This window comes from Neobittarella massiliensis (ex Bilen et al. 2018) (assembly GCF_900289145.1).
Taxonomy (GTDB): Bacteria; Bacillota; Clostridia; order Oscillospirales; family Ruminococcaceae; genus Neobittarella; species Neobittarella massiliensis.
In genome coordinates, this window is sequence record NZ_OKQO01000006.1 from 244,929 (window position 1) to 267,521 (window position 22,593).

The 22,593-nt window shown below is 44.2% G+C and carries 21 protein-coding genes; 9 read left to right on the forward strand and 12 right to left on the reverse strand.

Features of this window, described 5'->3' with window-relative positions; all coding sequences use genetic code 11:
* Window positions 1-208 precede the first annotated feature (208 nt).
* The gene (gene spoIIID, locus C6Y32_RS10210; protein ID WP_105205153.1) at window positions 209-505 is read left to right on the forward strand and encodes a sporulation transcriptional regulator SpoIIID; all 297 of its coding nucleotides are present in this window, start codon (window positions 209-211) and stop codon (window positions 503-505) included.
* A gap of 27 nt (window positions 506-532) precedes the next feature.
* On the opposite strand, the gene C6Y32_RS10215 is transcribed toward spoIIID, so the two are convergent.
* From C6Y32_RS10215 to C6Y32_RS10255, 10 genes are all read right to left on the reverse strand, one after another.
* Entirely contained in the window at window positions 533-1,603 is a 1,071-nt protein-coding gene (locus C6Y32_RS10215) for an N-acetylneuraminate synthase family protein (protein WP_105205154.1), read from the reverse strand.
* Window positions 1,600-3,243, reverse strand: a complete 1,644-nt coding sequence (locus tag C6Y32_RS10220; RefSeq protein ID WP_105205155.1) for a cytidylyltransferase domain-containing protein — start codon at window positions 3,241-3,243, stop codon at window positions 1,600-1,602. The genes C6Y32_RS10215 and C6Y32_RS10220 overlap by 4 nt, the downstream gene beginning before the upstream one ends.
* A 32-nt stretch (window positions 3,244-3,275) precedes the next feature.
* Window positions 3,276-4,679, reverse strand: a complete 1,404-nt coding sequence (locus C6Y32_RS10225) for an oligosaccharide flippase family protein (protein ID WP_105205156.1) — start codon at window positions 4,677-4,679, stop codon at window positions 3,276-3,278.
* A 3-nt stretch (window positions 4,680-4,682) separates the two neighbouring features.
* Window positions 4,683-5,684, reverse strand: coding sequence for a glycosyltransferase family 2 protein (locus C6Y32_RS10230; protein WP_105205157.1), 1,002 nt, complete (start codon window positions 5,682-5,684; stop codon window positions 4,683-4,685).
* A 97-nt stretch (window positions 5,685-5,781) separates the two neighbouring features.
* On the reverse strand, window positions 5,782-6,867 hold the full coding sequence (locus tag C6Y32_RS15130; protein ID WP_129589429.1) for a polysialyltransferase family glycosyltransferase: 1,086 nt from the start codon (window positions 6,865-6,867) through the stop codon (window positions 5,782-5,784).
* Window positions 6,864-8,342, reverse strand: coding sequence for an O-antigen ligase family protein (locus C6Y32_RS10235; protein ID WP_129589430.1), 1,479 nt, complete (start codon window positions 8,340-8,342; stop codon window positions 6,864-6,866). Before C6Y32_RS10235 ends, C6Y32_RS15130 begins: the two co-directional genes overlap by 4 nt.
* A gap of 4 nt (window positions 8,343-8,346) precedes the next feature.
* A complete protein-coding gene (gene glf, locus C6Y32_RS10240) occupies window positions 8,347-9,516 on the reverse strand; it encodes a UDP-galactopyranose mutase (RefSeq protein ID WP_164998217.1) in 1,170 nt (389 codons plus the stop codon).
* Between the two features lie 13 nt (window positions 9,517-9,529).
* On the reverse strand, window positions 9,530-10,543 hold the full coding sequence (locus C6Y32_RS10245; RefSeq protein WP_164998218.1) for a glycosyltransferase family 2 protein: 1,014 nt from the start codon (window positions 10,541-10,543) through the stop codon (window positions 9,530-9,532).
* Between the two features lie 26 nt (window positions 10,544-10,569).
* Window positions 10,570-11,616: a glycosyltransferase family 2 protein gene (locus C6Y32_RS10250; RefSeq protein ID WP_306418978.1), complete on the reverse strand. Its 1,047-nt coding sequence runs from the start codon at window positions 11,614-11,616 to the stop codon at window positions 10,570-10,572.
* A gap of 1 nt (window position 11,617) precedes the next feature.
* Window positions 11,618-12,436: a glycosyltransferase gene (locus C6Y32_RS10255; RefSeq protein WP_105205162.1), complete on the reverse strand. Its 819-nt coding sequence runs from the start codon at window positions 12,434-12,436 to the stop codon at window positions 11,618-11,620.
* Between the two features lie 333 nt (window positions 12,437-12,769).
* On the opposite strand from C6Y32_RS10255, the gene C6Y32_RS10260 reads away from it, so the two are divergent.
* Genes C6Y32_RS10260 through tagD form a run of 7 tightly spaced genes read left to right on the forward strand, consistent with a single transcriptional unit; the run spans window position 12,770 to window position 20,164 of the window.
* Window positions 12,770-13,924, forward strand: a complete 1,155-nt coding sequence (locus C6Y32_RS10260) for a glycosyltransferase family 4 protein (RefSeq protein WP_105205163.1) — start codon at window positions 12,770-12,772, stop codon at window positions 13,922-13,924.
* Window positions 13,925-13,929: 5 nt separating this feature from the next.
* Window positions 13,930-14,727, forward strand: a complete 798-nt coding sequence (locus tag C6Y32_RS10265; protein ID WP_105205164.1) for a glycosyltransferase family 2 protein — start codon at window positions 13,930-13,932, stop codon at window positions 14,725-14,727.
* A 15-nt stretch (window positions 14,728-14,742) separates the two neighbouring features.
* Window positions 14,743-15,909 carry an EpsG family protein gene (locus C6Y32_RS10270; RefSeq protein WP_164998220.1) on the forward strand — a complete coding sequence of 389 codons (1,167 nt, stop codon included), beginning with the start codon at window positions 14,743-14,745 and terminating at the stop codon, window positions 15,907-15,909.
* A gap of 12 nt (window positions 15,910-15,921) precedes the next feature.
* Entirely contained in the window at window positions 15,922-17,067 is a 1,146-nt protein-coding gene (locus C6Y32_RS10275; RefSeq protein ID WP_164998221.1) for a glycosyltransferase, read from the forward strand.
* A gap of 8 nt (window positions 17,068-17,075) precedes the next feature.
* Complete coding sequence (locus C6Y32_RS10280) at window positions 17,076-18,314, forward strand: CDP-glycerol glycerophosphotransferase family protein (protein ID WP_105205167.1); 1,239 nt, start codon at window positions 17,076-17,078, stop codon at window positions 18,312-18,314.
* Window positions 18,315-18,317: 3 nt separating this feature from the next.
* The gene (locus C6Y32_RS10285; RefSeq protein ID WP_105205168.1) at window positions 18,318-19,766 is read left to right on the forward strand and encodes a lipopolysaccharide biosynthesis protein; all 1,449 of its coding nucleotides are present in this window, start codon (window positions 18,318-18,320) and stop codon (window positions 19,764-19,766) included.
* Complete coding sequence (gene tagD / locus C6Y32_RS10290) at window positions 19,763-20,164, forward strand: glycerol-3-phosphate cytidylyltransferase (protein ID WP_105205169.1); 402 nt, start codon at window positions 19,763-19,765, stop codon at window positions 20,162-20,164. Before C6Y32_RS10285 ends, tagD begins: the two co-directional genes overlap by 4 nt.
* 57 nt (window positions 20,165-20,221) lie before the next feature.
* Here tagD and C6Y32_RS10295 read toward each other — a convergent pair whose 3' ends face one another.
* Window positions 20,222-20,977: a M23 family metallopeptidase gene (locus C6Y32_RS10295; protein ID WP_105205170.1), complete on the reverse strand. Its 756-nt coding sequence runs from the start codon at window positions 20,975-20,977 to the stop codon at window positions 20,222-20,224.
* A gap of 415 nt (window positions 20,978-21,392) precedes the next feature.
* The gene (locus tag C6Y32_RS10300) at window positions 21,393-21,962 is read right to left on the reverse strand and encodes a hypothetical protein (RefSeq protein ID WP_105205171.1); all 570 of its coding nucleotides are present in this window, start codon (window positions 21,960-21,962) and stop codon (window positions 21,393-21,395) included.
* Window positions 21,963-22,115: 153 nt separating this feature from the next.
* On the opposite strand from C6Y32_RS10300, the gene spoVAC reads away from it, so the two are divergent.
* A complete protein-coding gene (gene spoVAC / locus C6Y32_RS10305; RefSeq protein ID WP_105205172.1) occupies window positions 22,116-22,559 on the forward strand; it encodes a stage V sporulation protein AC in 444 nt (147 codons plus the stop codon).
* The last annotated feature ends 34 nt before the right edge of the window (window positions 22,560-22,593 follow it).

Below are 22,593 nucleotides of genomic sequence, written 5' to 3' on the forward strand. Positions count from 1 at the left end.
GGCCAGATGGGGGTATGAGCGGCGGGCGGAATACCAGGCTGACGGTGCTCCTCATTATTATATAGGAAAGCGGCGGTATATGGGTGCGGTGGCGGCACCGAGCGGGTACTGCGCGGACTGCGTGGAGGGCTGTGGCTCGCCGGGGCGGGCATGTTCCCCTTTTTCGGCGCATATATATGGACCATATCCGGGATAGGGAGGGTTTGATTTGAAGGGGTTACCAGAGGAGCGAGCTGCCGAACTGGGCCGATACATCGTGGAGAACCGGGCCACGGTGCGCGGCGCGGCCAAAAAGTTTGGCGTGAGCAAAAGCACGGTACATAAAGACGTGTCTGAACGGCTGAAGCGGCTCAATCCAACGCTGTATCAAGAGGTGAAAAAAGTACTGGAACAAAATAAAAACGAACGCCACATCCGCGGTGGACAGGCGACAAAATATAAGTACGAGGAAATGCACCAGCGCGAGAGCGGCGGTGCCGAGACGGGAGAAAAAGAGCCGGCGTGAGCCGGCTCTTTTGGTGTGTGGAGATAGTTAGCAGAACATGCTGTCTTGTAAGATGGTATCTTCGGCAATATCGACTGCTGCTGTGCGGCCGGTTATCTCGTCCATACGGGCAGGGGCGATACCAGTGCCCGGGCGTTTAAAGGTGAGCATCTCGGAAGTGATGACCGTGCCTTTGGCGATCGCACAGGCACTGACCAGCGAGCGGCGTGCATTTTGGCGAGCGGTGCGCTCGGTCTCTAGACAAGAGATATCCCCACAGCCGCGTATGCGGTCGATAAAATCGATGCCACGGAGGATCTTTTGAGCGTCGTGGGGGTCCATGGCGTGGTAGTGGTCGTTGCCCTGTAGCGTCTTATCCAGTGTGTAGTGTTTTTCGATGATGACGGCGCCCAAATTGTAGGCGGTCTTCACCACATCCATCTCGGCGGTGGGCTTTGAGTGGTCGGAATAACCGATGATCAGATCGGGAAAAGCCTGTTTGAGTGAGACGATCTTGTTGAGATTGGTGTCGCTAAACGGTGTCGGGTACTCCAGCACGCAGTGCAGCAGAGCCAGTGGCTGATCGTTATACTGGCGTATGGTGGCTACCGCTTCGGTGATCTCGTCCAGATTAGAGGCACCTACCGAGAGCAGGATCGGCTTGTTCTTTTTAGCCTGATACGCCACAAACGGCTTGTTGTTGAGATCGGAGGAGGAGATCTTGTATACGGCCATCATGTCGTTTAGATAGTCGGCCGAGTCGATATCGAATGCAGTGGACAGAAATTCGATACCGATGGTCTGACAGTAAGCGGCCAGCTGCGCGTATTCCTCGCGGCCAAATGCATCAAATTTTTGAAACAGCTGATACTGCGACGTCGTGGGCTCTTCGCTGGTGTCCCAATAGGAGGGGGAATCTTTGGCAGCCAGTGTTTCGGCTTTATAGCTCTGGAATTTCACCGCGTGGATACCGGCGTTTTTGGCCTCGGCGACCATCAGTTTGGCCGCTTCCAACAGTGGAATATTGAGCTTGGCGGCAATGTCGTAATAATTGACGCCGATCTCGGCGATCAGCACGAATCGGCCGTTTTGGGCCCGCTCGATAATGGTGCTCTTCATAGGGATGTGTCCTCCAGTATCAACTTTTTAACGCGCTCTATCCCGGCCTGCAGATCATGGCGCAACATGAGCTGCTGCATCTCCCGCCGTATGGCCGGCGTATTGATGAGCCAATTGAGCGTTTTTTCCAGCGTATCTTCCGAGACATTGGTGCCCAGCCCCAGATTTAAAAAACCGTTGCTCATCTGGGCAAATGTGTGCAGCTGCTCGCGTTCATTCTGGGCCATGACGATGGCCGGCACGCCCATACAGGCCAGTTCAAATACGGTGCGACCCTGCGAGGTAACGGCCAGATCAGCTTGGTGCATGTAGGTAGTGACTCGCTTGACATCGCGCAGCACACAGACATTTTTGTCCTCTCTGGTCACTACGCCGTTGGCTTCGCAGTCGTAGGCGCTGCCGGTCATGAACACAAAGCGGATGTCGGTGTGATAATGGGCGTTGTATCGGGTGGCCAGACGATACATTTTTGCGGTGAGGTTGGCCGGGTCGGCCCCGCCAAAGACAATGAGGATGTTTTTTACCTGTTCGCGCACTGGATGAGCGGTCTCGGCGACGAATTCATCGCGCAGGCAGACATAATCTTTACCGCTGTATACGTTTTTTCGCTCGTCGAGGTTTTCGTACAGGGCGTTGATGACCGCATCGGCGTAACGGGACCCCTCCCCCAGATCCTCAATAGTGACGACACGGGGGACCAGTTCTTTTAGCTTTTGTATGTAGCGGGCACTGGTATCTAAGCAGTCGTTGACCACCACGTCGGGCCGATAATCACCCAGAAATTTAAAAAATTCGGCATCGCTCTCGATAACGTGGTAGGGAAAGTGGCTCTGTCGGATCTTTTCCAGCCCCTCGGTGTGTTCTTTGCTGGTGACGAACATCACCTCATGGCCAGTAAGATTATAGGCCAGCGTGAGGCAGTGGTAGATATGCCCCATACCCAACTGGCGGTAACCGTCGGCCCGAAAGACGATCTTCTTGCGGCTCAGGCGCTGCTCGCAGACGATCCAGTCGGCAGTGGTATCGATATCCACAGCCTCGTTTTCAGGGATCTCAAAGACCGAGATGCTTTTCCCCATGCGGCTGTCGGCCACTACAAACTGCCGCTTGGTAATAAAAAATGCGCCGGCTTCTACATAATTGGGCGGTAACTGCTGCCGGTTGAGGCGCTTTTGGTAGAGGGGATATACGGTACCGTCCTCCCCCTTCGACCAGGCCAGGTGCGGTTGGTTGCTGGCGCTGATGTAGGTGTCGCAGCCGGACGCGAGAAAGGAGGTGATAGCCTGTGACAGCGTCTCGGCGCTGAGCAGCGGCGAGGTGGGCTGCAACGTGATAACCACATCGTAAGCGATCCCTCTTTTGGCCTCCATCTGTAGGGTGGCGTCGTAGATCACCGGGTCGAGGGTGGTGGCGTCTCTGGCCAGTTCGGCATCGCGCGCAAGCACCTCGGCCCCGTAGCGGGCAGAGATAGCGGCGATTTCCTCGTCGTCGGTACTCACGGCAACATCGGTGATGGCGGCACACGACTGCGCGTTATGGATAGCGTAGTAAATGAGTGGCTTTTTGTGCATCAGCCGAATATTTTTGCGGGGAATTCCTTTTGACCCGCCCCGGGCGGGGATGACTGCTAAGATGTTCATACGATCTCTCCAATCTACATAGGGGATGCCCGCTAGAAGATGCTTCTATTTTTAATAATGCGCCGGAGCAACAGGACACCTACACCGGCAGCCAGCGCCCAGCGAAGAATAGGCATGTTGACGGTGACTGTATATATAAAGATACAGAGGACTACAGCAGCGGTACTCTGTGCCACGTATTTTACAGGGAAAACAAAGGTCTCCTTGATGTAGTATTTAGCAATTAACAGATGGACGGTAAAAAGTGCTATATAGGCGATCAAGGTGCCTATGGCAGCACCCAGCATTCCCAAGCGGGGGATAAGTATGGAGTTAAAAAGAATATTGATCAGGGCGGCAAATAAAGTCCCGGCAGCAATCATTTTTGTGTTTCTATAGTAAAACTGGAAATTGACCGGAAAGCTGTACAAAAACACAATAAAGATACTGAAAACCATGACCGGTATCAGAGAAGTCGCTCCCCAGTAGGCGGATGGAGCGAGTAATTTGATGACCTCCTGAGAGACAAGTAAAAAACCTATTGTAAGGCCGGTAAAAAGGTAAATGTAGTTTTTTTGACGTTTTTCAATTTTTTCATAGAGCTCTTTTTTGGTGTCTTCATAAAAAAAGGGGACCCAAGTGCTGTTGAGGGCGTTGTAAATAATAGATAGGATCTGTGTAAAGGTAACGGTAAAGCCGTATACGCCGACAGCGCTGTTATCCAAATATTTTTGTAACATGATCTTATCGCACTGTGACAACACGATTTGTGAGAGCGCGTGAAAAACAAGAGGTAAGCTAAAAGAAATGCAAAAACCCCAAAACTTTTTGTTATAGAAAGTCTTACCTTTTACAAGATAAAAGGCAAGAAATAGAAAACCGATCAAAAGATTGGGGGCAGCAAAGCCCAAAATACGTCCTACATATCGATAGTTGGTTTGCGGAATTCTTTTAATGAGTAATAAAGAGAGAAATATAGAAAAAAGCGTTGTTAAAACAGATACTAAGAATGTTTTATAACCCTGTTTAAAATATGTGAATTTTGAAGTTGAAAAATTTACTCCGATTGTACCCAGAGCATGAAAAGGCATGAGGCAGACGAGGAGTATCGGGAGTTCCGTAAATTGGGCTAAGTTGTTCCTAAATACTATAATTAATAGACTAAATATAGTGGCAGATAATAACACCAAACTCATAGAACTAGAGTAATATTTAGACTGCTCTTCCTCTGTAAATAGAATCGATGCATTGCCGATCGTTGCAGTAATTTGAAGACTAATTACTATCGTGAGCACCTGTAGCCATGTGGTGTAGATCGTTACGATTCCATAATTCTCAGTACCGAGCAATCGCGTAAAAATAGGTATGGTAAAAAAAGAAATCCCGTTTAAAAATATTGGCCCTAGAAGATTGAAAAACGTAACTACATTTATATTGTTTTTCCAGGACATTTTCATCGCTTATCCCCCCTTGACTTTTAGATAGAGCGATAATACTTTGTGCGTTAGCCTAGGACCGATAGTTTGAATCGAATGGTAAATCAGCCGATGTTTAACACTTGTTGCATTTCGAAGAATGTACTTATATTCAGAAATTTTTTCAAAAAAATTAGGGATATCAGATCTCTCTATCATAGCCGGGTACTGAGAATAGTACACGATAAACCTATCCTGTAAGTTTTTGCATAATGCACGATGAAATCGTGGCTTCAGTGATAATTGGTCATCCACGACTATCTGGTACCAGTTTGTTAAAATACCGAGTGTTAAAAACACCTTTACAAGGGATAAGGTGTTCATAAGTGAGCCTGGGCGCCCCTCACGATAGTAGTAATACGGAAGCGGATTACTTTCAACAGAAGATGCTGTGCGATATAGACGGTACGAGAAGTCGATATCTTCAGAGTACCTGAGCTCTTCATCAAAGAATAGTCGATTTTTGATAAGATACTCTCTCCGATACATACCGCGTATACCGGCCATGAAATAATGATTAACCTCAATAATTGAGGCAAATGCATCTTGACCGTCCTTCCCAGAGACAGTTTCTGGATCGACCAACCATTTATCTGGAATATATTCTGTTGTCCCGTCAACGAAGAAAGACATCCGCCCTATAATGTAATCTACATTTGGGACTCTTTCGGAGATTTCGACGAAGCTTTCAAGAGCCTTTGGATTTATGAGATCATCACCATCTATAAAATAGATGTAATCGCCGGTAGCGCTGCGAATGCCAGTATTCCTGGCAGCTGATAGTCCACTGTTCTCTTGATCTATAACTCGGATAAAGGCATGATTACGTGCATATTGATAGCAGATAGCACGGCTATTATCTGTTGAGCCATCGTTGATCAGTAGAAGTTCGAAATTTTTATAGCTTTGGTTGACCACACTATCTATACATGTGGAGAGATATTTTTCTATATTGTACACAGGTACAACGACACTAACGAATGGCATTATGATCCTTTCTGACTTTGTTTGTATGGTAAATCGATCAAAACGGTCATAGGTATAAAAAGCCCAAGTTAAAATATTTATATTGTTTACACAAATATCAAATGCTTTGCAAAAAATGCTGTAGCTCTTTATAATTATTAGGTATAAAGAATTTCGAGGGCTCTCGATATGAGGCTCTTACTAAAGAAAAAAATTGGTCGATTTCTTTAAGACTGCTTTTAAATCGATGCATATATTCAGGAATTAACTTATATAAAAGAATTACAGTAGGCTCTTTATCATAAATCATTTTGGCAGTTACACATGCTGTGGAATTTACAGAAATAAATACTTTATTTTCTATATTTTTAATATTGAGCAGCAATATTTCCCAAGGTATGTCATTTGATGCCTGAATATTAAACTTAGAAGTGACCGCACTATACTCAGGATCGGTTTTTAATCTTGTGGGATGAGCTTTAATCAGCCAATCTTGTGGGGAAGTGTTTTGTGTCAACTGATCTAGTAAAAGCGGATAATCAATATTTAGTCCAATCTGCTTTTTAAATGCTTGATCTAGAAAAATAAACTTTGCAGTGTTATAGTGGCTTTTTTCGGTTGGCACTGTAAAAACCTTGCGAAGCTGATCAATAAGCGAGGAGCTTTTGACTGGCGAAATTTTTTGCGTCGGATAGTTCAAATTTGTTGTTCTAGCATCTGGAAGGTATAGATACAGACAATTGATATAATTGGCGTAATTTTTAAAACCTGTTAATAAAAAGAAAATGTTGAGTTTAGTTGAGAAGTTTAAGATAGGGGTGGTGTATATCCCAATACCTTCATCGTAATAATAGAGAGAAAGATCGGGGTTATTTCTGGATAAAAATGAATAAAAAATAGTATTGCAAAAACCCATACAAGTAACAAATAGGGCAGTGTAGACCTTTTGTGTTAATAAATCTTTTGTTGGATAGTGACGTTTCAGGCATAAGGAAATAACAAGATTTGTTGACGGATTGTTAAAATCGTCAATCATATAAATGTTTTCAAATAATCCAGAAGACTGGAGCGATTCTCTATAGGAGAGCAGATCAGTCGCAAAATTTAAAAGATATAAATCAGCGGGTTCATCTGCGTACATAGAGAGCTTAATATTTACTACATTGAATATCTGATAAGGTGTTGCACAGAGAAAAGCGATCAAATGTGATCACCTCCGTTAGTAGACTTATAATCCGCTTTAGAAAGGCAGAACCCTAAACAAAACCAGAAGATACATCCGATACCTGACTGGCAAAAATATATTGTGGACTCAGCAATATTGTTAAAAAGCATGCAGAGTACAAGGGCGAGAATGCCGATGCATTCAGCATAGTAATGATAGGAGACTTTTTTAACACATAAAAAAATAGATTTGAATAAAAGACAAAAGAAAAATATAGAGCCAATGATCCCTGTGGAAACCAGAGTTTGGATATAAAGGTTATGTGTGCCAGATTTTAGTTTTTTGGTTATTTCTGGATGTTCAGGGTACATTTCATTTGCTATTTCATAAACGTTTTCCTGCCCTACGCCAAAAAGAGGATTATTTTTAAGTGTTGATAACCCCATTTTCCATATGGCGAGTCTACCTGATGCAAATCCTCCGGTGTCTTTATACCTTCTTCCGGTATCGACATGGGGCAATTTTGCATAGGAAGTAGTGGGCTTGTTATGTGGTACAAGTTGTGGAAGCGCTGCAAAAGTTACAGATTGGTCGTCCGTAGTTTCTGTAGATAAAATACGAACAGCTTGATTATCTGATAGAGAAACCAATGCAGGTGGAATATATCCCACCAAATACGAGGTTAATTTCAAAGCAATTACAGTAATTAGACAACTGAAAACAATCTTCATAAACACAATGCCAAAATGTAAGATCGGTTTTGGCCGGTGAGCACTATAAAAAGACTTAAACAAAATATAAAATGACAACAATACCAAGATTGTCAAAATGCTACTATTTGAGTCAGTTAACGATATGAAAATAAGCTGAACAGCTAGATTCAAAATAAAAAAAGCAATGTTTAGTATGTTTTTTATTTTAGAACAATTTTTGCTTAGCCTCTTGTAGCAGTAAGTTGATAAGACAATAGAAATAATGGCATAAATACCGCCCGCATTGGGACTGGTGTAGACACCCCATAATCTTCCTAAATAAAAGCCTATTCGAACATTGTCGATAACTGCGCTGAACTGTATGAAATAGAGAATGAGAGATGCGAATGCCGCAATAAACGAGATCAGTATAAAAAATAGGGAGAAATTTATAAAATGTTTTTGAGCACTGTCTTCTGAGTCGACTAAACAGGCGGGAAAAAAGAGCAATAGGAAGATACTATTGTAGAGAAACTGCGTTAAATTTTCTATCGCATTAAGCCGAAAATTTAGTAAGATAGTTAACACAGACGTGCTTAGAAATAGTATGATTAGAGTTTTGTTTTTGTTTTTAAAGATTCCACGTCGGTAAAATGCATCTACGGCGATAGAAAAAAAACCAAATAACAATACAAATTTAATATATCTACCAGTATATTTGTGTAGCATAGGGATAGATATAGAAAACATAGCGGCTAAGAAAATGTAGACATACACTCTCTGTAATAAGATTATCACATTGTTGGGTCTTTTAACTTTCAAATCATCACCCCGCAAAGTGCTCTTCAAAAAAAGATAATGCTCGGAGAATAGTCGCTTCCATATTATAATATTTATAGTCTGCCAGTCGGCCCAGATAGTAAAAATTATCTATTCGATCTGCAAGTTTTTTATAACGCTGGTGTAATTCGAAACAAGCATCGTTGGCTATTGGGTAAAGAGGCTGGTTGAAATGTTCTCCACTTCTGCTATATGCGCCAGGATATTCTGTGATTGTAGTCGTATGATCGGGAATGCTTTTCTGTACAAGCCGTTTCATTTCTGTACGGCGTGTTGCACGACGAGTATCCGGCCAATTTAAGACCGGAGTGTTTTGAATATAATCTTTTTTATGATCTTCGAATTCAAATTCTAAAGATCGATAGGGAAGTTCGCCGAAAGTATAGTTAAAAAATTCGTCCAGAGCACCAGTATATACCACTGTTCCCTTAAATACAGCTCCATTATAGATTACATTTTGTTTATCCTCAGACAAAGATAGCAAGTCCAGGCTATTCGTAGATAGCTGTACAGTAATATTAGGATGATCCAATAAATTTTCAAATAACTTTGTAAATCCATCTTTGGGCATAACTTGGTATTTGTGCAAAAAATGATCATCATTATATGACAACCGAATAGGTATACGCGCTGTGACCCCGGGATCTATCTCTTCAGGGGTTAATCCCCACATTTTTTCCGTATAATGCAAAAATACATTTTCGAAAATAAAGTCAGATAACTCACGAATATCAGGATCGGTATTTTTTTTAAGTGTCATAATTGGAATATTGGCATTTTCTCCATAGGACCTAATCAAACTTTTCTTGAGAGAATCTGCTTTTTTAGGGAAAAGAAGATCTATGCTGGTAAAGTTAATGGGCAGAGGGACTTCTTTCCCACATATAACAGCGTTCACTCGATGGCGGTAGGGGATCCATTCAGTAAAACGAGATAAATAATGGTAAGTTTTATCTTGGTCCATTACAGAGATATGCGGACCATATTTATGCACAGGAATCCCATAGGAATTTGTGTAGTCGTACATATTTCCGGCGATGTGCCCTCTTTTGTCGATAATTAGAACATCTTTATTAAGCTGCTCTGCGATCTGTCTTGCCATTACAGCACCGGCGTATCCACACCCGACTACAATAAAAGACGGTTTCGAAATCATAGTTTTAACCCTTTCAATATTTTGCATGTAAAAATTTTAGCATTTTACAATTGGACAAACAGTCATACATATTTCCAGAAATATGTATGTTGTGCATAATGAGGAAAACTTTATATTTACGATTGCTTTTAGCTCGTAACTCCTGTATATCAGAAATGTTTTTGTGCAATTCAGCAGCAAGATGTTTCCCGATTTCTCTATCTGGGTGGTAAATCAAACAGAGCAAGTAATAGGTAGTAACCAATGTTACGAGACGATCCAAACAATATGGCCGATCTGTGCGCACATTAGTATGACTGCGTACATATTCAACAAGACGGCAGATTACCCGATGATAATGATCTAATCTACCTATACGATTTTTTATGGAAATACTTTGCTGTGTATTCCCAATCAGGTAAACATATAAATATATATTCGTATATTTCCATGTCTTAATGTTAGATAAGGTAAAAAAGATATACTCCTCATCCACATAAAAGGTGTTCTCTTGTAATGTGAAGTCTAGCGATTTTAAATATTGGGTATTGAAACAAGCTGTACATAGTGTAAAGTGGGGGACCGCGGGGATATGTTCAGGCCATGACAACTCGTTGCCATATGCTGTATATGTTTTGGGGAAAGGATACGGAATAACCTCTTCTGTTACCATATTAAAAGTCTTGTAGTTAGTTAAAACAGCGTCGACATCTGTCTTTTTTAACTCATCTATCAGTGCCGGCACAGATCCTTCTTCGGCCCAATCGTCGCCATCTATTATCTTGGTGTATTTTCCCGTCGCCAATCGTAAGCCAGAATTGATAGTAGAGCCATGTCCCCCATTAGGCTTATTTAATAATGAAAAAGTGCTAGGATGAGCAGAAACAAATTCATTTGCTACGCTTTCAGTCCCATCTGTAGACCCATCATTAATAATCAGCACCTCTAACTGCTTCATATAGTCTTCTTTACAAATAAAAGACTGCAAAGTTTTATGCAAATATTTTTCCACATTAAAGCAGGGCACTATAATCGTCAAAACTTTCAAGACACTGATGGCCTCCTCTATATTTCTTATCGCAGCATCTTCTTAACAAAGAGCCGAAAGTGAGTAAATGCTTTAAGTAGAAATGGGACTTTTATCTTTAGTAGAACCCTATACAACACAAATTCCAATGACCTACAACCCGTAGCGTTTATTGCTTGTGACGTAAAAGCGCTGTTAAGGATTTTTTGAACATATATATTTTTTTCGGTTTCTCTTAAATCTTTAGAGGAAAAAATTTGTTCAAGTATTGTAAAACAGCCGCGTAGATAGATATCGCTGTCTACTGTGTTGGGATGCGTGAGTGATAATACATCAGTTTTAAATGTGCAGATCGATTGATATACTAGCTCATTATATCGAATGCGCTCAGGAGTAAATTTTCGTGTAAGAGATCTACTGTTTTCTTCAACATAATGGTAAAGAGGTTCTGATGAAATACGAATGGTATTTATATTCGACAAATAGGCAAGATTGAAAAGAAGGTCTTCGCCAATTTGAATATCCTCACGAAAACATAGGCTATTCTTTTTAATAAAGTCATTCCTGTAAAGTTTATTCCATAAGGCGTTTAGATAGCTTTTTTTATAGAGCTCATTGAATACAGTATTATCTATGTCGTATAAGTGCAAAGTGGTAGAGGGGATGGTTACAGAGATTTCTTTAAATATATTTTTATGAGGTTTAAAAAAGTCACGATAATAGCCGCAGAGAGCGAGATCCGAAGTTTTTATAAGAGCATGGAGCGTCGCTAACATATTGGGCTCTAACCAATCGTCTGCATCAACAAATACGACATAATCACCTTTGGCATGCCGAATGCCGGTATTCCTTGCGCTACTAGGACCGGCGTTTTTTTGCCTAAAGATATGTATTCTATTATCAAGGCTTGCAAAACGATGATAGATATCAGCGGAATCGTCTGTGGAACCATCATCTACCACAATAAGCTCCCAAGCAACAAAAGATTGCCCCCGTATGCTTTTTATACAACGTGATAAATAACAGGACGCATTGAACACGGGTATAATGATACTTATAGATGGTTTGGACAACGAGCGTCCCTCCTCATGCAATTTAGGTATCTCTTAACAGTTTCTTGTATAGGTAAGAACGTACCGTGTTGGGCAAAATGCAGATCATGGTTTGGCCGATGATGGCGATTAGATAATCGTTTTTTTTGCTGAAACCTATTTGTAGCATATAACGGCGAAAATCTTTCATTTTCTTTAAATATGAGAGTCCCCCGCGACGATTGTACATATCGGTCCCGGCGCGCATATACAGCAGCGGTTCGGGAATGTTGTAAGCGTGAACGTGATTTTGTAGCATACGGACCCACAAATAGTAATCCTCAAACAGTGGAAAGTCCTGATAGCCGCCGGCCGCAAGTACGGCCGATTTTTTGTACATCACCACGGGATGATTAAAGGGACACCGCCGCCGCGCATACTGATAAATATCGACATTTTTTTCAGGGACAGTCTTCATCGCTCTTATGTCTGAAATTTCTTTTTCGAACTCATACAGAGACGCGCTGACGATATCTAGAGTAGGGTCTTCTTCGAACAGCTTTAATTGTCTAGCACAGCGGTGGGGCATGGAGATATCATCGGAATCCATCCTGGCAATAAGTTCATTTCTACACTGTGCCATTCCTTTATTTAGGGCATTGCCGAGCCCTTGATTGGTGGGTAGACGCACAATATGAAATATTGCCGGGTACTGGTTGACAAACTGGTTGATTACTGCATCTAATTCATCTGTTAATGGCCCGTCACATACCAGGACAAAATCATCGGTAAGGGCTGTCTGTGCCATCATACTCTGGATACTGGCTTGAAGAAACGCTGCCTTTTCACGTTTGTAGACAGACATTAAAACGCTATAGTTCATAAAAATAAGCTCCTCAGTCTCTTTACTCGCGAATGAAAACACACATTACCAATAAGCGGGGGGTGGATTTTTTCTTTTAAAACTGGTAATATAAGAAAATAGATGCTTTATCGTTCGATAAATAAATATAACGATATTTGTTCTACATTGCCAGGCTTGCATTTTGCAGGCCTGTTTTTTTATGCAATAAATCCTCAGCCTTGACTGAACGAAAACGTATATTTTATTGGGATTTTTGTGCTTATAAAGCTATACCGATAAAAGCATATAGCCTTAAAAGTATAGCATATTCTACGGCTACAAACAAGGTTTGCGACTAGGAGTCAAGGCCGTGTGCCCACTAAAAATCTGGAGGAGGATTTATTCCACGTGAAAAAAGTCCTATTTGTTTCACATACTGCCAATTTCTCAAAGTTTAACCGGCCATTTATGCGTTGGTTCCAAGAACAGGGATATACGGTACACTATGCGTCTGCCGGAGAGGAGCAGGTGCTCGACTGTGATCGGCACTTTGTCATTCCCTTTGAGCGCAGTCCCTTTTCTCTTAAAAATGTACAGGCCTATCGGCAGCTGAAGCAGGTGATCGATCGTGAAAACTACAAGCTCATCCACTGCCATACTCCAGTCGGCGGTGTAGTGACCCGGTTGGCGGCCCGTCAGGCGAGAAAGCGTGGCACAAAAGTCCTCTACACCGCACATGGCTTTCATTTTTTTAAGGGGGCCCCACTGAAAAACTGGCTGCTGTTCTACCCCGTCGAAAAATGGATGGCCCGCTACACCGATTGCCTGATCGTGATGAACGAAGAGGATTTTGCCACGGCGGAGCATAAGCGCTTCCCCGCTGGTCACATTGAAAAAATAGACGGTGTGGGGGTGGACTTGACAAAGTTTTCCCCTGTCTTGACAGAGCAAAAGAACTCTCTGCGAAAGCAATATGGATATGCGGAAAAAGACTTTATCTTAATATATATTGCCGAATTTATCCCGCGGAAAAATCACGCTTTTATCTTATCCCAATTGCCGCAAATGAAAAAAAAGATAGGTGACCTAAGGGTCATATTTGCGGGAAAAGGCGATTTGCTAGAAGAGAGCAAACAGAGGGCAAAGGAGCTCGGTGTAGACGATATCTGCGCCTTTTTAGGCTATCGGCGCGATGTAGACGCACTGCTAGATATTTCTGATGTGCTCATTTCATCCAGTAGGCAAGAGGGGCTCCCGATCAATGTGATCGAGGGAATGGCCTGCGGCCTGCCTATTGTCTGTGCAAAGATCCGGGGACAGGTAGACGTAATAGTCGATGGTGAGAACGGCTTTCTATACGATGTCGACGATGAGAACGGCTTTTGTCGGGCGATCTGTGACCTGTATGAAGATCCATCCATGCGCACTGCGATAGGGAAAAGAAACACCATAGACGTACAAAAGTACGCGCTGGATCGCGCTGTAGAGTCTATGGCTGACATTTACCGTTCTTTTTTGGAGGAGTGAGGAAAATGCCAAAAATCAGTGTGATCATGGGGATCTATAACACCAACAGCCCCGACATGGTAAAAGCGGCTATCGACTCTATCCTAAATCAAACTTTTAAAGATTTTGAGTTTATTATCTGTGACGACGGTTCCACAGACGGTACCTATGAGCTGGTAAAAAAACTTACAGCGCACGATATAAGAGTGCGGCTGTTAAAAAACGAGAAAAATATGGGGCTGGCATTCTCGCTAAATCATTGTCTACAAGAAGCTTCTGGGCAATATATCGCCCGAATGGATGCAGACGATGTGTCTTTACCTAACCGATTAGAAAAAGAATATCTATTTTTAGAACATCATCCCGATTTTGCACTGGTATCCTGTTGGGCCGACCTATTCGATGAGGGCGGTGTTTGGGGACTGAGGAAAAATATTGCCAGACCAGATAAAAAGACACTGCTATTTGGCCCTCCCTTTATTCATCCTACAGTACTGATGAGAAAAAGTGTATTGGAGAAAATGGGTGGCTATAGAGTAGCTCCCGAGACTACTCGCGCAGAAGACTATGATTTATGGATGCGGATGTATGCCGCCGGTTTTGCCGGATATATATTGCCAGAAGTTCTGTTCCAGTTCCGTGAAGACAGCGGGGCCTATAGCAGGAGAAAATACAGACACCGCCTCGAGGAAGCCAAAGTGCGCTATAGAGGATTTAAGTTGCTGGGTCTGCTACCCGGAGCCTGGCCATACGTCGTGAAGCCGCTGATCGTCGGCCTCATGCCGCAACCCCTGCTGTCGCACCTACGCAGAGAGAAAGTATGATATCAGGAGGCCATTTTGATATTTCTTCTTCTATTTACAGTAATTTTGGTATGCATTTTTAAAGCGAAGCGTTCTACACGGGCAAATCGGTGGTGTATTCCTTTGGTATGCTGTCTGCTGCTTATTTTGGTTGCAGGGTTAAGGAATGACTATGGCAATGATTTTAAAAATTATGTCATCCACTGGTCTGAAATAAATTCAATAAAAGATGTGTTAGCCTCAACCTTTGATAAGGGATATAGTTTGATGGTCTTTTTATTCAAGCGCATGGGTTTAGGCATCCACACATTTATGTTGACCGTGGCATTTGTCTCGATAGCCTCTAAATACAAGTTTATGAACGAAGTTAGTCCATTGCCCATAGTCAGCTGGATCATGTACTATTTGATGTTTTACATTGTCAATGACATGGAGCAGATTCGACATGGCTTGGCCATAGGGATCTGTTTTTTTGCAATCAAATATGTACTGAAACGAGAACCGCTCAAGTTTTTTAGTTGTGTTTTGTTGGCCTGTACGTTTCATACAACAGCTATCTTTTTTTTAGCAGTATACATTTTGCCAAACATAGTACTGACCATTAAAGGTGTTGCGTTCATCTCACTCTGTACGGCAGCCGTATCTTGTATCGATCTTATGAAAATTTTGGCTGCACTGAATACGAGCTTTTTGCACAGTAGCCGTATACAGGAAAAAATACAGCTGTACATAAATAGCAGTACAACGGAAGTCCTTTCTCTCACACTTGTTTTGCGTATAGTTGTCTTCATGCTCTTTTGGATATTTAGCTATGACCGAAAAGATCGCTTACATCGGCTGCTGTTGAATGGGTATTTGTTGGGGATTTGCATTTTTGCTGGTCTCCATTCGGTAGAGATGATGGCTGTGCGGGCATCGGTGTTTTTTCGGTATTTTGAGTTGGCCATGATACCGATCTATATAACCTCGATTCCTCATATTCAGCAGCGTGTACAGCGCTTTCCGATTTGGCAGAAAATTGGCTGTAGATGCAGAGAAACTGCTGGCAGAAAAACAGGCGTACCAGCAAGAAGGTTGCTCGGGGTGTGTATGACTGCAAAGCCAATACACTATACAGTGATAAGCGGTTTATTTGCATATTACTTTATAAAATTTATCGAGATACTGTTCTCATTTCACTATTTTGCATATTTATCTGCATAGATGGGATATATAATGGAAAAAATACTGTTTTTGATTACTACTTTAAATGGCGGTGGTGCAGAGAAGATACTTGTTGACACAGTATCTTCTCTAGATCCTCAAAAATATGAAATAACTGTTCAAACTGTGCTTGACAGGGGAATTTATACTGCAGAGATTAAAAAATTATGTACATATAAAAGAATATTCCCTGATATCAAGGGCCCAGCGCTACTAAAAAAAATATACTTTTCTCTGATCTTGAGGCTGTTTAAATACACATCAGCTCGGTGGCAATACAAAACATTTATCCGGGGAAAATATGATGTTGAAATAGCCTTTTTAGAGGGTACTCCTACGAAAATACTATCGGGTTCAGAAAGCCAGGCAAAAAAATATGCCTGGGTGCACGTGGATCCAATCGCCTTCCCCAACTCTACAAAAGAATTTAAAAGTTTAGAGGAGGAAAAGCTGGCGTACAGACAGTTTGACCGGGTGCTTTGTGTCTCATCTCAAATTTGCGAAGGCATGAAAAAAAAGTACCAAACAGGGGATAAGACCTCGGTACAGCTCAACATTTTGGATGAACAGAAAGTGATCGAAAAGAGTCAGCAGTACCAATTAGAGAACAAAAGCGGCTGCTTTAATATGATCACGATTGGGCGGCTATCACGTCAAAAGAATTATATGCGGTTGTTGAGAGTTTGCGCACGCTTAAAAAAAGAGGACTATAAGTTCTGCCTGACTATTTTGGGAACAGGCGACCAAGAGGAGTCCTTAAAAAATTTTTGCCGCGAGGAACGACTCGATGATATGGTGGAATTTAAAGGCTTTTTAGAAAATCCTTATCCGTATTTGAAGGCCAGCGATCTATTTGTATGCTCTTCCATAGCAGAAGGATTTAGTACTGTGGTCTCGGAGGCAATCGTTTTGGGAGTACCGGTAGTGACAACAGACTGCGCAGGGATGAGGGATATTCTGGGAGAATCTGAGTTTGGCCTGATTGTTGATAACAGTGATGATGGACTATATGGCGGTATAAAGAGAATGCTGGAAGACCCGATGTGCTATCAGCACTATAGAGAAAAGACAGCGGAGCGCTCTGCATTTTTTAGAAAAGAACAAAGAGTGCATGAGTTGGAAACACTTATTTTGTTCGGTGAGAGTATTAGAAAGTAGGATAATACATGACGGAGCGAATGGGAAGATTGCTTACGGTCTTGCACAGAAAGGGATTAGGCTCCTTTCTGTACCGCATCGGAAGTGCTTGTGGCAGATACACGGCCAAAGCGGTCGGTAGTTTGCTTTTTAAAAAATTACCTATAAAGGAAAACTATATCGTATTTGAGAGCGAAGGCGATTTTTGTGACAGCGCGCGCGCTTTTTACGAATACCTGCTCGCGCACAACTATCACGAGCGATATCGACTGATCTGGATCGTCAAAGAACCCAAGCAGTACTGCGCACCTCCCAATGTCCGCTTTATCAGCAGACAAAAGCAATTTTTTTCAAGTGTTTGCTTTTTCTACTACGTTTTTGTATCCAAGTATTTTATCTTTACGCACCCCAGCTGGTTCACCTACAGACGAGAGGGACAGTTGGTTGTAAATATCTGGCATGGTATTCCCATTAAGGATGGTATTTCCAAAGATCTTTCAGCTGCGTTCGATGTGATATTCTGTTCATCAGAAAATACGCGCCCCTGGTTCAACAAGTTTTGCGGGGCAAAAGAAGAGCAGGATATCGTATTGGGGTACCCGCGCAACGACCTGCTCTTTCAGTCTGGCCACGCACTGGAGAAATTGCCGGGCTGCGGCGGATATCAAAAGGTGATTATCTGTATGCCGACCTATAAGCAGACCGAAAACTGGGTGGACAGCGAGAAGGTACTCCCGTTTTACATACAGGGTATTGAATCTCGCCAGCAGTTAGAGGAGTTCAATGATGTTCTAGCCCAGATGAACATGCTATTTCTGGTGAAGATCCACCACCTGCAGGACCTCTCTTTTCTCAATGAAGTAGAACTCTCCCATATCCGATATCTCAAAGATGCAGATCTGTTACACTGCGATGTACAGCTCTACCACTTACTGGGTGAGGCAGATGCACTGCTCACAGACTACTCATCGGTCTATCTGGATTATCTGCTGGTAGACAGGCCGGTCGGCTTTCTGTTGGGTGATATCGACACGTATATAGCTGGCAGAGGCTTTTTGTTCGACGACTATTTATCATATATGCCCGGTGCCAAGCTCTACGATTATGCAGACTTAGTCGCTTTTGTACATGAGGTGCAGAGCGGTATCGACCAGTATTCTGCCGATAGAAAGCGGGTAAGGGACTTTACCAATTTTTATCAGGACAACAATAACTGCCAGCGGTTCGCACAGTGGCTGGGCTTGCAGGAGAGTCCTGAAATAGGGTGAATCATGACTAGAATATTTGAAAAATATCGGCAGATGTCGGCGCCGGTCAAGGCGGCCATGTGGTTTACGATATGCAGTTTTTTACAGAAAGGTATCCAATTTATCACGGTACCGATCTTTACAAGATTACTCACGAAAGAGCAGTATGGTCTGTATAACGTATACAACTCCTGGTCTCAGATCGTTCTTATTTTCGCCTCGCTAAATCTCTTTTACGGCGTATTTAACAATGGTATGTTAAAATTCGAGACGGATCGTGACCGCTTTGTCTCCTCTGTACAGGGGGCTAGTACGGCTATCACAACTGCACTGCTGACCGTTTATCTGTGTACGGCTTCTTTTTGGAACCGTATATTCGAACTCCCCACGGTGCTGGTGTTGGTAATGTTTGTGCAAATACTGTTTTTTCCAGCCATACAGTATTGGTCTGCCCGCCAGCGCTATGAATTTAAGTACCGTAAATTGGTGGCGCTCACACTGACGATGGCCATAGCGGACCCTTTACTGGGTATAATCGCGGTTTTAAACAGTGAAGATAAAGCGACGGCAAAGATCATTTCGGCAGTGCTGGTTCAGGTGGCAGCTGGACTGGTGTTGTATATCTATAACGCCGCCAAAGGTCGATGCTTTTTCTCTAAAAAATACTGGAAATTTGCACTGACATTTAATATCCCACTGATCCCCCATTATCTCTCGCAGACCGTGCTCAACAATTCTGATAGGATCATTATTCGCCAGCTCTGTGGGGAAGGTCCGGCCGGTATTTACAGTGTCGCATATTCGGCGGCCATGGTCTTGTTGGTCCTCAACGGCAGTATCAACAATTCCCTGATCCCTTGGACATATAAAAAACTTAAAGACGAGGCGTATACCGGTATTAAGAGAGTATCCAATGCAGTGCTCCTGCTCATTGCTGGTATGAATCTAATACTCATCGCTTTTGCTCCTGAGGCCATCAGCATCTTAGCTCCACGCAGCTATCATGGTGCAATATGGGTCATCCCGCCAGTGGCCGCCAGCGTCTTTTTCATGTTTCTCTACAATCTTTTTGGCAATGTAGAGTTTTACTTTGAAGAAAATAAATTTATCATGATAGCCTCGGTACTTGGTGCAGTACTGAATATTATACTGAACTATATTTTTGTACCGCTCTGCGGATACATTGCGGCCGGCTATACTACACTGTTTTGCTATATAGTGTATAGCTTATCTCACTACATATTTATGAAAAAAGTGGTACGGCAACATATAGGTGACATGCAGATTTATGATACAAAATTTGTGTTTGTGCTCTCTATCCTATTTTTGGGCATCACGGCAGTACTGACGATGACTTATCAGGCAGTGTGGTTGCGTTATGGGTGTATTGTGGTCATGCTGACCGCTGCCTTTATAAAGCGAAAAGAGATCAGCCAACAGATGACACTTTTTTTGAAACGGGGAGAGAAATGAAAAAGATCATTACATACGGGACCTTCGATCTGCTCCATTATGGACATATCAACTTGCTCAAACGGGCAAAGGCACTCGGCGACTATCTGATCGTTGCGCTATCGACCGATGCATTTAATTGGGACAGCAAACAAAAAAAGTGCTATTTTGGGTATGAGGAGCGCAAAAAACTGTTGGAAGCCATTCGCTATGTGGATCTGGTGATCCCCGAGACCTGCTGGGAACAAAAGGCGCAGGATATACAAGAATTTCACATCGAGACCTTTGTTATGGGCGATGACTGGGAAGGCAGATTTGATTACTTAAAAGAGTATTGCGAAGTTATATATCTGCCCCGAACGCCGGAAATATCGACCACCCAGATCAAAAATGATCTGGCCCTAAAAGACGAAAAATAAAGTGAAAAGCGCAGTCCCGGTGCAGGACTGCGCTTTTTTATAGAGACAAATGGTACCTTACCCCCAGTACCCCGTGGGGTCCACATACTTCCCATCCTGTTTCAGCTCAAAGTGCAGGTGGGGGGCCAGCTTGCTCTCGTTGACGCAGGATTTGGCGATGGTCCCGATCGGGTCGCCGGCGGATACTGCCTGCCCCTCTTTGACGGTGGTCTCGGGGCTCATGGCCTTGTAGATACCGGTGGCGCCGCCCTCGAACTCGATCTCGATCACGGTGCCCCACAGGTCGTCGTCTCTGATCGACTTGACGGTGCCGGCCGCGCAGGAGATCACCTGGGTGCCCACATCGGCGGCGATGTCCACGCCATTATGGGTGCGCCAGTCGCCCAGTGTGGCGTCTTTCACCAGGTCCCCGCCGCTAAAGGGATTAATGGTCTCGCCAGAGATCGGCGAGAGAAAGCCCCCAGTCGGCGCAGTTTGCGAGTTGTCCTGTGCATCTGGCGATGCGGATGAATCTGGCGATGTAGTAGATGCCGGTTCCGACGATGACTGCGTATTTTGCTGTGCTGACGAGTCTTCGGACGGTTTGGCCTGATCCTCTACCGGTTTTTCCACGATCTGTGTATCCGAGGATTCCCATGATGGCGTTTCACTCCCTATGGCCTTGTTTTGCTTTTTGATGTCGTTCATCGTCCCGTTTATCAGGGCCCAGGATGCGATACCAGCGCCCAAAATGCAGGCCGCCAGCGCGATGTAAAATCCCTTACCGCTGAAAAACCGCTGGAATTTCGATTTGCCGTAATGCAGTTTTTGCATTGTAGTCACCTCCACCCATATTGTTGACAGCCCCGGTCATGGATATTCTGGCCGGGTCTATTTGGGTCTATTTATATTGACCAGCCAAACAGTGCCCGGAGCGCCGCACCTCCAGCTCGCCGCTCTTTGAGTGCCCCTACCGGCGGTGCCGGCGCTGCTCAGGCTCCGCTCAGGATCAGCCGCCCATCGGGTGCCGCTTAAGCGCCCCATTAGACCGGCCCCCGTGCGCCCCAACGCCGTATCTCGCAAAAAGGCTTGCCTGCTCATCCGGCCCACTGTAAGAGAGCCCGCCGCCCGCTGGGTCTATAGCTGCTGTTTGGCGGATAAAAACGATCTTTTCAAAATGTCAATAAAAAGCCCCGTCTTCCGTAGCTTTTACAGAAGACGGGGTTTTTATGCAATTTTGCGGGAACAGCTATTTGAGGACCTTTAACGTGTGGGCCATCTCGTCGAGCAACTCAAAATTCTTTTTAAAGTGCTCCTTTTCGCCGTTGAGGTAGATGACGTAATAGCTGCTTTCGTCCTCGAGATAATAGATGCGGGCGCCCACCTTGTCGCCGCTCTTATTGATATCCAGGTCGTACCCCTGGGCGGCGGTGAATCCCTCAAAGGTGTAGTCCTGCAGCTTGCCCACAGTGGCGTACTTGAGCACATTGGCCAGGTCGGTCTCCTGGTACAGGCCGATGAACCCGGCCAGAGAGCTGATCTCGTTTTCCTTGATGCTCTCGCTGTCCTTGGCCAGGTGTCCCACTTGGATATTGACCTGCTGCTTTTTCCAGTCTGCCCCCAGCACCGCCTTGTCCACGCTGGAGAGCTGCTGGAACCCGTCGCGGTACTCGATCTGCAGGTAGCCGTCCTCGCTGACAAAATAGCCGCTGCCGTCGTAGTCGAAATAGGTGTCGGCAAAACTGGTGCAGCCGGCCAGCAGCAATGTCGCCGCTGCCAGCAGCGCGATCAGCCGCCGTATCGTCTTAGATTGAATCATGAGCTCGGTCCTCCCACCCGCGCCGCCGCATCCATTGCCGGCAGCGCCTGACGCACAATGTCATTTTTATTATTATAGCATATTTTGCCACGGTGACAACTGGCATAAACCGGCAGCACCACTCAAATACTACGAAAAAAGGGAGGGAAAGCCATGCATATCTCAGATATGGAATACGACAAGATGGTAAAGAAATACTCGCCCAATTCGCCCATCTTTAAAAACTGCCTGGGTGCTTTTTTCATTGGCGGGGCCATCTGCACCCTGGGTCAGGGCCTTATAAATCTGTACAGCTACCTGGGAGCCAGCAAGCTGGACGCCGCCACGCTCACCTCGGTGACGCTGGTGTTTTTGAGCGCACTGCTCACCGGCCTCGGCCTGTACGACGATATCGCCAAGGTCGCCGGCGCCGGCACGCTGGTGCCCATCACCGGCTTTGCCAACGCGGTGGTATCGCCGGCGCTGGAGTTCAAAGCCGAGGGCTATGTACTGGGCCTGGGGGCCAAGCTGTTCGTCATCTCGGGCCCGGTCATCGTGTACGGGGCCTGTGCGGCAGTGCTGTACGGGGCCATCGTATTCGTGATGGGGCTGGTCTGATCGGCCGCCCATTATTATAGGAAAGAAGGCGTAT